Annotated in this window: 12 protein-coding genes; 6 read left to right on the top strand and 6 right to left on the bottom strand. The window is 42.6% G+C overall.

Annotated features, from left to right (window positions below; genetic code table 11):
- Nucleotides 1-38: 38 nt before the first annotated feature.
- The 5 genes from RMZ95_RS08985 (at nt 39) to RMZ95_RS08965 (ending at nt 5,127) form a co-directional block, all read left to right on the top strand.
- On the top strand, nt 39-1,679 hold the full coding sequence (locus RMZ95_RS08985) for a lipoxygenase family protein (RefSeq protein ID WP_322686532.1): 1,641 nt from the start codon (nt 39-41) through the stop codon (nt 1,677-1,679).
- A gap of 29 nt (nt 1,680-1,708) precedes the next feature.
- Nucleotides 1,709-2,014, top strand: coding sequence for a putative quinol monooxygenase (locus tag RMZ95_RS08980; RefSeq protein ID WP_322686533.1), 306 nt, complete (start codon nt 1,709-1,711; stop codon nt 2,012-2,014).
- Between the two features lie 19 nt (nt 2,015-2,033).
- On the top strand, nt 2,034-3,086 hold the full coding sequence (locus RMZ95_RS08975; protein WP_322686534.1) for a saccharopine dehydrogenase family protein: 1,053 nt from the start codon (nt 2,034-2,036) through the stop codon (nt 3,084-3,086).
- A 241-nt stretch (nt 3,087-3,327) separates the two neighbouring features.
- Complete coding sequence (locus tag RMZ95_RS08970) at nt 3,328-4,881, top strand: cation:proton antiporter (RefSeq protein WP_322686629.1); 1,554 nt, start codon at nt 3,328-3,330, stop codon at nt 4,879-4,881.
- A gap of 30 nt (nt 4,882-4,911) precedes the next feature.
- On the top strand, nt 4,912-5,127 hold the full coding sequence (locus tag RMZ95_RS08965; protein ID WP_409882249.1) for a hypothetical protein: 216 nt from the start codon (nt 4,912-4,914) through the stop codon (nt 5,125-5,127).
- Between the two features lie 115 nt (nt 5,128-5,242).
- Here RMZ95_RS08965 and RMZ95_RS08960 read toward each other — a convergent pair whose 3' ends face one another.
- The 6 genes from RMZ95_RS08960 to ruvC all read right to left on the bottom strand — a co-directional run bounded on the left by RMZ95_RS08960 (nt 5,243) and on the right by ruvC (nt 11,885).
- Nucleotides 5,243-5,797 carry a DUF3124 domain-containing protein gene (locus RMZ95_RS08960; RefSeq protein ID WP_322673180.1) on the bottom strand — a complete coding sequence of 185 codons (555 nt, stop codon included), beginning with the start codon at nt 5,795-5,797 and terminating at the stop codon, nt 5,243-5,245.
- A gap of 466 nt (nt 5,798-6,263) precedes the next feature.
- The gene (locus tag RMZ95_RS08955) at nt 6,264-6,941 is read right to left on the bottom strand and encodes a TrkA family potassium uptake protein (RefSeq protein ID WP_322686536.1); all 678 of its coding nucleotides are present in this window, start codon (nt 6,939-6,941) and stop codon (nt 6,264-6,266) included.
- 121 nt (nt 6,942-7,062) lie between these two features.
- A complete protein-coding gene (locus tag RMZ95_RS08950; RefSeq protein ID WP_322686537.1) occupies nt 7,063-10,068 on the bottom strand; it encodes an MFS transporter in 3,006 nt (1,001 codons plus the stop codon).
- 388 nt (nt 10,069-10,456) lie between these two features.
- Complete coding sequence (infC, locus tag RMZ95_RS08945) at nt 10,457-10,990, bottom strand: translation initiation factor IF-3 (protein ID WP_322673183.1); 534 nt, start codon at nt 10,988-10,990, stop codon at nt 10,457-10,459.
- A 236-nt stretch (nt 10,991-11,226) separates the two neighbouring features.
- The gene (locus RMZ95_RS08940; protein ID WP_322686538.1) at nt 11,227-11,361 is read right to left on the bottom strand and encodes a hypothetical protein; all 135 of its coding nucleotides are present in this window, start codon (nt 11,359-11,361) and stop codon (nt 11,227-11,229) included.
- A 32-nt stretch (nt 11,362-11,393) separates the two neighbouring features.
- The gene (gene ruvC / locus RMZ95_RS08935; protein WP_322673185.1) at nt 11,394-11,885 is read right to left on the bottom strand and encodes a crossover junction endodeoxyribonuclease RuvC; all 492 of its coding nucleotides are present in this window, start codon (nt 11,883-11,885) and stop codon (nt 11,394-11,396) included.
- Between the two features lie 174 nt (nt 11,886-12,059).
- Between ruvC and RMZ95_RS08930 the strand changes: the two genes are divergently transcribed.
- Complete coding sequence (locus RMZ95_RS08930; RefSeq protein WP_322673186.1) at nt 12,060-13,460, top strand: gluconeogenesis factor YvcK family protein; 1,401 nt, start codon at nt 12,060-12,062, stop codon at nt 13,458-13,460.
- Nucleotides 13,461-13,499: the final 39 nt, after the last annotated feature.

Raw genomic sequence — 13,499 nt, 5'->3', positions numbered from 1 at the left:
TTACTAGCAACCGCTCAAAAATAGAATTGGAGATCATCGTGAAACCATATTTACCACAAAAAGATCCTGATGTTAATGTCCGAATCAATTGGCTAGATAAAAATCGAGAAGAGTACAAATTTAATTACGATTATCTAGCTCCCCTACCAGTCATTGATAAAGTTCCTCATAAGGAAATATTCTCGGCGGAATATACTGCTAAACGTTTGGCAAGCATGGCAACTCTTGCACCAAATATGCTAGCTGCTAAAGCCAGAAACTTCTTAGACCCACTAGATGAATTGGAAGAATATGAAGAACTTTTGTCACTCCTACCAAAACCCGATGTCATAAAAAATTACAAAACAGACTCTTGTTTTGCAGAACAACGACTCTCTGGAGCGAACCCATTAGCTATCCAAAAAATTGATGTATTACCTGATAATTTTGCTGTCACAGATGCACATTTTCAGAAGGTTGCAGGTACAGAATTTACTTTGGAAAAGGCACTTAAGGAAGGCAAGCTGTATTTCTTAAATTATCCTTTGTTATCTGATATTAAAGGTGGTGTCTACGAGAATGTTAAAAAGTACCTTCCCAAGCCACAAGCTCTATTTTACTGGCAAAGTAATGATAGTCCTAATGGTGGTTCTCTAGTACCTGTTGCGATTCAGATTAATCATGACTCTGGTGCAAAAAGCGTAATTTATACACCAGATGACCCCCATTTAGATTGGTTTTTGGCAAAAACCTGCGTTCAAATTGCTGATGGCAACCATCAAGAATTGGGTAGTCATTTTGCCTATACTCATGCAGTTATGGCTCCGTTCGCGATTGTCACTGCGCGGCAACTAGCAGAAAATCATCCCATCGCTTTACTGTTAAAACCCCACTTCCGTTTCATGCTATTTGATAACGATTTGGGACGCACTCAGTTTTTACAGCCTGGAGGCCCGGTTGATGAGTTTATGGCAGGTTCATTGGCGGAGTCTCTTGGATTTGTAGCGAAGGTTTATGAAGAATGGAGTGTGGAAAAATTTACCTTCCCTCGGTTAATAAAAAGTCGCCGAACGGATGACCCAGAAATTTTACCGCACTTTCCTTTCCGGGACGATGGCATATTAATATGGAATGCCGTCGAAAAGTTTGTGGCTGAATACTTGCAACTTTATTACCAAACCTCACAGGATATCAGTGACGACTATGAGTTGCAAAATTGGGCTAGAGAATTAGTAGCTCAAGATGGTGGTAGAGTCAAGGGAATGCCAGCCAAGATTGAGACTCTAGAACAACTGATTGAAATCATCAGTGTGGTAGTATTCACTTGCGCTCCTCTACACTCTGCTTTGAATTTTTCTCAGTACGAATATATGGCTTTTGTACCCAATATGCCCTATGCAGCCTACCACCCAATTCCAGAAACTAAGGGTGTAGATTTGGAAACTATCATGAAGATACTTCCTCCCTTTAAACAAGCTGCCGACCAGGTAATGTGGACTGAGATTTTAACCTCGTACCACTATGACAAATTGGGTTTTTATGATGAGGAGTTTGCCGACCCATTGGCGCAGGAAATTGTGGTGCAATTTCAACAGAATTTGCATGAAATAGAACGGCAAATAGATATTAGAAATCAAACTCGTCCCATACCTTATAACTACTTCAAGCCTTCAGAAATTATTAATAGCATTAATACTTGAATTAGTTTTACTAAAAAAGAGGAATCACAATGTCAAATCAGAAAGTAACCGTCACCGCTCGACTAAAAGTGAAGCCAGGTTTGGAAGAAAATTTTAAGCAGGAATTTCAACCTGTAATAGGTCTCACTCTTGCAGAAGAAGGTTGTATTAATTACGATTTGCACCAATCTGTTGACGACCCATCTTTGTTTCTGTTACATGAAAACTGGGTCAGCCAAGAAATTTTGGCTCAACACTTACAGCAGCCGTATATTAAAGCTTTGAACGAAAAGTCAGGACAATTTTTAGTTGAACCACCTGAAGTCAGGTTATGGCAGCAGATTGCGAACAATTAATTCCTAGCTGGTGATAATAATGACATCAAGGGTGTTATTGTATGGTGCAACTGGCTATGCTGGAAAACTCATTGCTGAATCTGCTAAAAATAATGGACTGGAATTAATTTTAGCTGGACGCAATCAAAGTTCACTAGCAGCTGTAGCCAATGAATTAAGTTTGAACTTTCGGGTTTTTGGCTTAGACGATCCGCAGGCGATCGCTCGCTCTCTTGAGGATATAATTGCTGTCATCAACTGCTCCGGGCCTTTCTCCAAAACCTCAAAGCCACTTGTCGATGCTTGCCTCCAAACTAAAACTCATTATTTAGATATAGCTGGCGAAGTACCTGAATTTCAGGCGCTACAAGCACGAGATACAGAGGCTAAAAGTGCAGGGATAATGCTTCTCCCTGGTGTGGGATTTGGAGTTGTCCCTACAGATTGTATAGCTGCTTATCTCAAACAGAAGTTGGCAGCTGCAACGCGACTGATTTTAATCTACGAAACAGTGGGAGGCGTATCTCAGGGAACTGCAAATACAGTACTGCCAACTTTACATCATATCGGGGTAGTCCGAGAAGCAGGTAAGCTCATCTCATCTCGCCCAGCATCGAAAAGACGTAAAGTTGATTTTGGTTATGGGCCCGAGACAGCAGTAACAAACCCTTGGCGTGCTGATATTATCACTGCGTTTCAGACTACGGGTATTCCCAATATTGAGGTTTATACCGTATTTCCTAATCCTGTGGCCTTCCTGATGCAGTCGAGCCAGAATTTGGAATGGTTATTTAACTCGTCTCTATTCCAAAGTGCTTTAGCAAGTCTAATTAAAACTCTACCCACTGGGCCAACGGCAGCAGAACGAGCCAAGGGGCAAGCTAGAGTAATTGGTATTGCTGAGGATGAAACTGGTCAACAAGTAACTGCAAAGCTCTTAGGGCCAGAAGCATACGATTTTACGGCATTAGCGGCTGTAGCAGTTATCAAACGGGTGATTCAAGGCGAAGTTAAGGTAGGATTCCAGACTCCTGCATCTGTATATGGGGCAGATTTTGTCCTTGAAATTCCGGGAGTTACTGGGTTCGACTAAAATTAGGACTGACGCAAAACTAATACCAATTCAATTGATGATTGCAACACATCCTTGGGTAAAGACGCGATGAATCGCGTCTCTACAAATGGTCTATGTGTTGCATTTTTTTTCAAATGTTTCGGAGCGACTCTACTTTAACGTGAGTTCGATGAACCCACACCCTGAACTTGCTAATTTGGCATGAATGAAGAGAGAATCTATCAGTCAAGTCAAACTAACTCTCCAAAACGCAATAATAGTGGATGTTACCGAATTAGTCAAAGTTTCAATTATTCTCTTGGTTCTGGCTACAGGAGTAGCTTTGCTGTCCCGGCGGTTGGGAATTCCTTATGTTACGGGTTTAGTATTAGCAGGTTTGCCCATCACTGAGTTATTGTCTCGTCGGATTGGTTTAAGTCCAACCCTTGTTTTGGATCTTTTCTTGCCAATTCTGATCTTTGAAGCTGGTATTAATACAGATGTCAGCCGCCTACGCAGCACCTTTAAACCAATTGCTCTACTAGCTGGGCCCGGGGCTGTGATTTCCAGTGCGATTATTGCCGTCCTGTTGAAATTTGTCTTGGGACTGGATTGGATACCTGCATTATTTGTCGGAGTAATTCTGGCAAACACTGATACTGTTTCCATGATTGCTGTATTTAAGGAGATACCAGTACCCTCACGGCTTTCCACCATTGTTGAAGGAGAAACTTTATTCAATGACGCTGCTGCCCTTGTTTCCTTCAACTTGATCGTGCAAGTATATTCAACAGGCTCACTCACATTTGTAGAGGGAATCCAACAGCTGCTATTTATCTCACTAGGAGGCTGCGTTGTCGGGTTAGTCTTGGGCTACTTGAGTATACCTGTATTCGCCCGTTTAGATGATGCCCTTGGCAGTCTTTTGCTGACAGTTGCAGTTGCATTAGGAACTTTTCAGGTTGGGCAATTTCTCGGTGTATCAGGCCCTGTGGCTGTAGTTGTTGCTGGATTAATTTTCGGGAATTTAGGGCTTTCTCGCAATACTTCTGCTTCTAGCCGCATCACTTTATTGAGTTTTTGGGAATATGCCAGTTTTACTGTCAACACCTTTATTTTTCTGTTGATTGGTGTAGAAATAAATTTGGTAACACTCTGGAAAACTTTACCTGCAATTCTACTTGCAGTTTTGGCTTTTCAAGTCGCGCGAGTTCTTACAGTTTATCCGCTACTAGCATTAGTTCGTTGGATTGACCGTCCAATTCCGCTGCGCTGGCAACATTTACTGTTTTTAGGCAACATCAAAGGTTCACTCTCAATGGCTCTGGCATTGAGTTTACCTACAACACTACCAGGGCGAGAAGTTTTGATAGCTATAGTCTTCGGCTGTGTGCTGGTGTCGTTAGTGGGACAGGGTTTAAGTTTGCCTTGGGTGGTAAAACGCTTAAAGTTATCTAAATTTTCTGAAGTTCAGCAACAGGTTGAAGAGTTGCAAGCCCAGCTGATGACGGGTAAGGCGGCACAAGATGAATTAGATAGCCTATTGAAATCAGGGGTATTACCAAAAGCCGTTTATGAAGAGATGCGTTCAGCTTATCAGGTACGAATTGCCGGTGCAGAAAAAATACTGCGGGAACTATATAATCGTCGCCCTGATGAGGTGGAAGGTAGAAGTGGCAAGAGCAGTAAACTTGAAGCTATTCGCCGACGTTTACTCTTGGCAGAAAAAGGAGCGCTCAATGAAGCAATGCGGAAGCGAATTCTCTCAGAAGAAATTGTGCGCGAGCGGATACAAACTCTTGATGAACAATTGTTGAAATTAGAAGATGATTAAATATAGGGCATTGGGCATGGGGCATTGGGCATGGGGGATAGTCTGAGCTTTGTCGCTGAACCTCTGAGCTTCGTTGATGAACCTCTGAGCTTCGTTAATGAACCTCTGAGCTTCGTTGATGAACCTCTCAGCTTCGTTGATGAACCTCTCAGCTTCGTTGATGAACCTCTCAGCTTCGTTGATGAACCTCTGAGCTTTGTCGCTGAACCTTTGAGCTTTGTTGATGAACCTCTGAGTTTTGGCTGATTAGGATTCTGTTGCCTCCAGCTAAAGATTGAGTCAGAGACTCAATGAATGCATTCCCATGCTCCGCATGGGAACGAGGAAAACGAAAAAGTGATAAATTAGCTTTTTAAAATTTCTATTTTAAAGGCGATCGCTTATTGTTATTTTGACTTTTAATTACCCTGCTAGGACTGATAAAAGAAATTCCTTGTTGAAAGTCAGTACCAATCATGACTGCCTCTACTATCGGTTCGGATATTTCGGTTTGGGCTACCCATTCGACAATGAAGTTTGCACCTAAACCTCCACTGGTGTCATTTCTATTGATAAAAAAATCTGTCGAAGCTAGGGCATCAAGTTGAATAGGGCGCTCTAAATACTGTTTAACTAGTTTCCCTTCTGAGTTATAGTAGCGCACAGAAGTAATAACGATCGGATTAGTCAAATCTGTATTCCGAATACTAAGCGTAACTGCTAACTCAAAAATCTCTTGGCGATTGTGATGATAGATATGAGAGTAGACTGGAACATAAAGAGTTTCACCGCTGGCTATCTTAAAATTCTTATCCAGCGTCACTGTTTTTTGCAATGGGGCTGCTGGAATGGCATCGGGTTGTGATTTGGGTGTTGATTGACAAGATACAAGAAAAATAAGAGCGATCGCTAAAATAATATATCTATACAGCTTCATCAAAACTCACCATTTTTTTATTATCGTAAATCAAGGGGTTTAAGAACCCAACCATTAGACGTAGTGCAGAGGCAAAGTGGCTCCGACTCCAGTCAGTTGCTGTAAATAGACGACGCGGTAGGAGCGCAAGGCCTTGCGCCCCTACAACAGATGTAGTTCAAATATATGAAAACTGCTGTAAATCCCCGTCTGAGAGGATGTCTGAAAACTTTTTAGTGTTGTATTCGAGACTTATAGATCCCCCTAAATCCCCCTTAAAAAGGGGGACTTTTAGAAGTTTCCCCCATTTTTCAAGGGGGGCTAGGGGGGATCGGACGAAATATTTAATACTTCTCAGACATCCTCTGAAAATGTCTTGAATTTTGAATTTTGAATACTTCGGCTACGCTCAGTACAAGTTTTGAATTTTGAATTGTTAAATGTGTAGCTAACCCTACCTAATAAACAGTTTAGGTAGGAACTGTGCTCAACATTTTTGTTCAATAAAATCAATGACTTGATGTAAGCATCTTGGTTTAGTCACAATCAGCACAGTTGAATGAGGTTCCAGTATTGTACTGCCGTTAGGAATCATCAAATCTTCGTGGGGATGAGATTGATAGCCAATAATTAGCGAACCAGTAGGAAATTGGGGATCTTGAGCAATTTCGGCAACGCTACGACCAGCAACATAGCAATTGTTGGGGATGGAAAGTTTCAGAACCTCAATCTGTCCCTGCTCAAAATGCATCATTGATTCTACTTGTGGATACTCAATGGCGTTCACCATTGTTGCAACTGATAGTTCAACAGTACTGATAATATGGTTGGCTCCAGCTATCCGCAATGGTTCGACAAAATCGGGGTGGCGCATCCGGCTCAAAATATGGGTGACGCCGTAGTGTTTAGCAAGAGTTACCATTGCCAAGTTTAAGGCATCACTTCTGAGAACTGCTGCCAAGGAACCGGCTTTGCGAATCCCAGCTTCTAACAATACTTCTGTACTCACAGCACTGCCTTCAAAAGCCATTGCTCCCACTTGTTCGCGGGCGTAGCGGCAAGCGATAGGGTCAATGTCAATTACAGCAACAGTATGCCCTAGTTCTACCAGTTTTTGCGCCAAACTTAAGCCGACTAAGCCTGCTCCACCGATGAGTACGTACATGATTCCTGATATTCTTTGAATTTTTACTTCAGTTTACAGGTTAACAAATTGTCATTTGTCATTTGTCATTTGTCATTAGTTATTGGGCATTAATTCTACTTCTACAGCGATTGGAGGATTTTTAATTGTAATTTTTGAATTGGTATTTTTCGAGTAACTCTTTAACTTGAGCGGACACTAAAGGATGTGGATCTTTTTGTAACTGGGGGAGGATTTGCAGGAGAACGCGATATGAAACCATATTTAAATATGCGATCGCAGCTTCCCTAACAAAGCCGGTGGGATGACGCAAACTCAATAATATCTCAGAACTGGTCAGTCGGATGCGTGTAACTTGAGCATAATGAAAACAGCAAGCTAGACACCAGTCAGAAAGGAAATTACCTAACATCAGCAATCTGTGGAGGCGATCGCTAACTACCATGTTCTCATATTCTACGATCTTGGCTTCGACAAGATATTGCAATTTTTCTGCCTGTGGTCGATTATCTAAAATATTCAGCAATAAAGATTTTGAAGATAAAGTTACGGTATGCTCTAAGATTTCTAAGCCCCGCGCTAAGTTTACCACTGAGAGCGATCGCAGATTGAAGGATGCTGCCTGCATCTTTTCTGGCGAGTAAAGCAGTTTCAGTAATAGTAGCAGCCGCTCTTTCACATCCAATTCCAATTCTAGAAGGGCGCGTTGCAATAATTCCGAGACAATCACAATCCTTTGATTGGATTGATAATTTTCTTTTTGGTCTAATGTTTGGAAGTCGATATATGCAGCGTAAATTTCACCTAAAAATTTTAATTCCTGCTTAATTAAATTTTCTACCCGACTTTCATAAAATCGATCTACTAAACCTTTAATTCCTGGTTGTTTGTGGATTTTTAGTAAGCTGCGGAGAATATGATCCCTAGTAGTACCCCAGGATATTTCCAAGTTTTCCCATAAAGTCTCCAATGCTTGCTGAGTTCCTACTTGAGCAATAGTGCGCCAAGCATACATCCGCACTACTTCTGGTTTGTAAATATTGGTAGCCAACCGCAACAGCATTTCTAAAGCTTCATTTTCTAGCCGCACTAGGGCTGACATGGCTGTGCTGCGGGTTGATTTGTAATAAAGGGCTGCAATCAGTGCTGAATAGTACTCTTCTAAATGGGTGGCTGAAATCATTTCTAATACGGCACAGCGCACCCGTAATGACTCATCTTGTAATAAATTCGGGATATGAATCCGCAATGCCTGCAAATAAACTGCTTCTCTGAGCGCTCTGACTCCATTCATCCGTTCCCGTTCTTGCTTATGAGTCAGCATCCGGCGCATGGTTTGGGTAGCTGCTACCTTTTGCATGGGCGTTCCCTGGCGTAAGACTAAAGCGGCGGCGGTGGCGCGGATGAGTGAGTTTTGCCTGGGGTGTAAATATTCTTCTAAGAGGCTTAAATTAGGATTTGGTTCAGCCAGCCAAACGTAACGCAGCGCTAAGGCAAAAACTTCGGGGTTCGTTTCTTGAGATTCTTCTAACAGAGGACGGATGGCGGCTAGATAAACCGGATTTACACCTCCCATCAGCATCACTTCCAAACTTTGGCGCTGCAAATCTGGGGTTAACTTCACTAGTAGCGGGGCTAAAACTTCCGCCGCTCCTTGAGAGTCAATTTGGGCTAAAAGTTCAATGCAGGAGCGCTTATCAGCCTCACTACCTTTTTCTGCTAAAGCTTTGACTACACCCTGTTTGAAAAATCGCAAGCCGACATTGCTTGCACTCAAGTGACCCCGCGCTACACTCAAGACTAACAGTTCCACATAGCGCGATCGCAATTCCCAAACTACTTTTAAACAAGTGCCAGCTATCAGCATTGTTTCTGCTACTAACACCCATTTTTGTAGTGGTTCGGGTACAAACCGCCCACAAAACAAGATAGTCACAAAAATTAGCGCTCCTGTCAAACCTGTGGCGATCGCTTCGGCGGTTCCGCCAGATAAAGTCTGCATCCGGCTGCGAATTCCCTCTGGAATTGGTTGGTACAGGATGGGGCCGCTACTCATGACAAAGGTGTAGCGCAGAAGTTCATCAAAGAATTTGACAATTATCAAACCCCAGAAAAAGCTTTGCGATTGTATGGCTGGAATTAAATGCAGCAATACCAGCACTCCTGGGAGTGAAAAGCCGACGGTGATTGGTAAAAGCGTCGCAGTAAAAAATACTCCCATGCGTTCGATGAGTCGGCTGGAAAAAAACCATTGCAACAACAACTCACACAGTCCCAACATCCCACCAAAAAGACCCAAAAAGCTTGCAAGTTCTCGGTCGCTCAAATTGGATTGGAGTTCGCGCAGATACTGAAAATCTATTAACAACCCAATAACTTGCAATAGTCCCACAAAAGCAAACAACTGCCAGACGTAGCGCTTCAGAGGACTTTTAATGAAACGCTCTCGTGAAGCTTGTTGTTCAGGAGCTAGTCTTTGTGGGGTTTCAGGAAAAGCTGCTCGATAATGATGAGTTAAATAGAATAGAATTCCCGATCCTAATAAAATCACCATACAGGCGATGAGGATGATCTTATTCAGCGTGGTGTATTGCACTAGCCAAGGCAAACTAAAGCCACTGATCACATCTGCTACTAAAAGCCCACTACTCACCAGTGGGTAAGTCCGTTTAATCTCCCGAATATTAAATATTTGATTGGCGACAATGGAAGTGTTGAGGTCATTGACCACATAAAGTGCATCTACCCATAGCCGCAGCAGAAATGCCGAAATCACTGCTAGGTAGGAAAAATGCGATCCCCAACGTAATACAATTAATAAAACTAATGGCATCAACATACAAGGTGCGATCGCCACAATTACCCGACGTAAGGGAAAAATCTTTTGCAGCCAAGAGTATAAAAAAACCAGACCAGCACTCATTGCCGCACTAGCAATATACATCCACGGCAGCAGATGAGTTCCATATTCATCCAAAAACAGCGCCACCGTACTGTCTTCTGCCCACCGCAATCCTACAGATACAATTGTGTAAAAAAGAAACATTATCTGGGTTCGTTCGCTCTCCTCTGGTCGGAGATTCACCCACTGTAGTAGTCGTGGTAAAGCAACTTTATTTGCAGCCAACCAGTGATTTTTCAGTTCCATGCAGTTTTATTTTCTGGTAGTATCACCGCGCAATGGGCAATGGGCATTGGGCATGGGAAAGAGGACTTGGGGACAAGGAGAATTGGGGACAAGGGGAAAGACTTGTTGGTAGTTCTAAACTTTTGTCACCTTGTCACCTTGTCCCCTCTGCTCCCCTGCCCCTCTGCCTCCTCATCCCTTGGAAATAGCAAAAGTCCTGAGCAACTGAGTATTATGTTTCCCATTCAGCGTTCAGGACTATCGATTTTAGATAAATTTAAACGCTTTCGTAGGAGTGCATAGCTAAGTGGGCGCTCAAAGCGTATATTGCATTCAAATGAAAGATGAAAAAATCCCCCGACTTCTAGCCAGGGGATTTTCAAACTTGGTCTATTAAACAGTTAGAGAATTATTTTTTAGGCGAGATGAGCATCATCATATTTCGTCCTTCTTTTTTAGGCGCTTGTTGAAGCTCACCAAAAGGCTCCAAATCCGTTGCCATTCGCTTGAGCAAATCTTCTGCTAGGTCGCTGTGTTGAATTTCTCGACCCCGGAACATCACAGTTGCTTTGACTTTATCGCCATCTTTCAAAAAGCGCTCTGCTTGCTTAACACGCACGTTATAGTCGTGTTCTTCTATTTTGTAGCGCATCTTAACTTCTTTGACATCAGCCGTGTGCTGCTTTTTCCGGGCTTCCCGCGCCTTTTTCTCCTGTTCAAACTTGTATTTCCCGTAGTCCATAATCCGACAAACTGGCGGGTCAGCTTTATCGCTGATTAGCACCAAATCTAGCTCTTTTTCTTCTGCTAGTTGTAGTGCTTCCTGTGGGAGCATAATTCCCAGTTGGGCACCGTCAGTGTCAATGACCCGAATTTTCGGGAAGCGAATTCGTTCGTTAATTTGGGGCAGATCGCGAGTTCTTTTCTTCTCAATCACAGCCATTATGATTTGTAGGAGCTCTTAAATGAAGGATTTAGTGTGGTCTAAATTGCTATGCCTCAGAGGCAAAATACAGAAGTAACTCAGGACTGAAAACATAGTCTCCAGTTCTAGGGTAACTAATCTATAAAATAGTTGCCTCGTTGTATTTGTCATTTTACTCAGTCTGAGAGAATTTCTCTGCAATAGTTAATCTAAATTAGACAACCCAGACTCATATTAAATATTATTACAATTATTTAGCAAGACTTTTTGCGATCGCGTAACCGCCTTTTCCGGTGGCGATCGCATTGAGCAACATCATCAGGACTAGCCCCTGAGCGTTTTCTGAAAGAGAGTCCAGTATTGGTGTTGTGGGCTTTTAGAGAAAGCACGATTTCCCCAAACCCAAATCTTTGATGAAAACCTACAGCTGATAAGAAGCCGTTAAAGCTACTGCCAAAGCATCCGCAGCATCATCCGGCTTAGGAATTTCATCTAAATCCAACTCCCGCGCCACCGCTTCTTGCACTTCTGACTTATCAGCATTGCCATAGCCTGTTAAAGCTTGTTTAATTTGAGCCGGAGTAAACTCTACATAAGGAAGACGACGCTGCCCCAACACTAAAATGACTATACCCCGCGCCTGTGCAACCAGGATAGTACTTGACATACGATAGAAGAAGAGTTTCTCGATCGCCACTAAATCTGGTTGAAATTCCTCGATCAGGGTGTGTAAATCATCAAACAAGGTACATAAGCGCTGTCCCATTTCTACATCTGCTGACGTTTTAATTACTCCAAAATCCAGCATATTTACTGTAGTCTCTTGCACCTTTTTGAGATTTTGTGTGTAGCTAATTGCCCCAAATCCTAAAATTGCCAGTCCTGGATCTAATCCTAAAATTCGTTTTTCCATTAAATTCACTTTTACCAAGCCAGGGTATTGTTTAATTAGAAATCCTGGCAATCTTCACGACTTGCTCTTAGTCTAATAGGATTGATAAATATAATAGTTTCACGCCTGGTCTTTTAAACCAAGCGGTGTAAATTTTCTGTTAATTATTGTTTGTAGCACTGCTCCAAATCAGGTATGTCAATTGGTTTTCTCAGACAAGCCCTCAACGCCCTGCAAAAGCAGTCGCGCTCTCGTACTTATCGGGTTAACCAGTGGTTCAAATGGTTATCCCCTGGACTATCAGTAAAACGTTGGTTGTTAATTAGTGTTGGAGGTGTACTGCTGGCGAGTTTGGGGTTAGCCATTTGGATTAAGCTAACCCCAATTTTTTGGATGATTGAGTTGGTTAGAGGTTTCTTGGGAGTCATCACCAACCTCTTACCGAACTATATCAGTGGGCCTTTGGTACTGCTTGGCGGTTTGCTATTAGTGCTTTGGGGGCAAACTCGCACAGTAGGCTCAATTACTAAGGTACTAAGAGCAGAAGGCGGAGAGGAACTCATTGATGTCTTGCTAGCCCATCGTCGATTGTACCGAGGCCCAAAAATAGTGGTAATTGGTGGTGGTACGGGACTTTCTACGTTGTTGAGAGGACTGAAAACCTACAGCGCTAATATTACTGCAATTGTTACTGTTGCCGATGATGGTGGATCTTCTGGGCGTTTGCGTCAAGAGTTTGGAGTGCTACCACCAGGAGATATTCGCAATTGTTTGGCTGCACTAGCAGATGAAGAAAAGTTATTAACAGAATTGTTTCAATACCGTTTTCGGGCTGGGGATGGGTTAACTGGCCACAGTTTTGGCAATTTGTTTTTAACGGCAATGAGTGATATTACTGGAGATTTAGAACAAGCAGTTGCAGCTAGTTCTAAAGTTCTAGCGGTGCGAGGACAAGTACTACCAGCAACTCTCAGTGATGTTCGCCTCTGGGCAGAATTAGCCGATGGTCGTCGGATTGAGGGGGAGTCTAGTATTCCCAAAGCTGGCGGTAAAATTGTCAAAATTGGCTGCATTCCGGCTAATCCTCCGGCAGTGCCAGCAGCTATTAAGGCAATTAAAGAAGCTGATTACATTATTATTGGCCCAGGCAGCCTTTATACAAGTCTAATTCCTAATTTATTAGTACCAGAAATTGCCGATGCGATCGCTCAATCAGATGCCCCCCGTATTTATATCTGCAATATAATGACTCAACCAGGAGAAACTGAAGGCTACACTGTTGCCGATCACATCAGAGCAATTGATGCTGCTTGCGGACAAAGACGACTATTCGATGCTGTATTAATACACAAAAAATCTCCTTCGGAGCAATCACTTATCCGCTACGCCCAACAAAACTCCCATCCCGTTTTCCTCGATAGAGAAGCCGTAACTCAATTAGGGCGACGGATTGTTCCAGCTAATGTTTTGTATGAAGATGAAACAGGTTTTGTACGTCACAATCCGCAGAAACTAGCACAAGTGTTATTGCGGTGGTACGGTAGAAGTCAGTCCCTTCGGGGAATTCAAAATTCAAAATTCAAAATTCAAAATTAAGGAAGATGAAAATTTGTCATTTGTCATTTGTCATTTGTT

The organism is Nostoc sp. DedQUE07 (assembly GCF_034530975.2).
Taxonomy (GTDB): Bacteria; Cyanobacteriota; Cyanobacteriia; order Cyanobacteriales; family Nostocaceae; genus Nostoc.
Note: the sequence above shows the minus strand (reverse complement) of the source record. Positions and strands in the feature narration are given on the sequence as shown.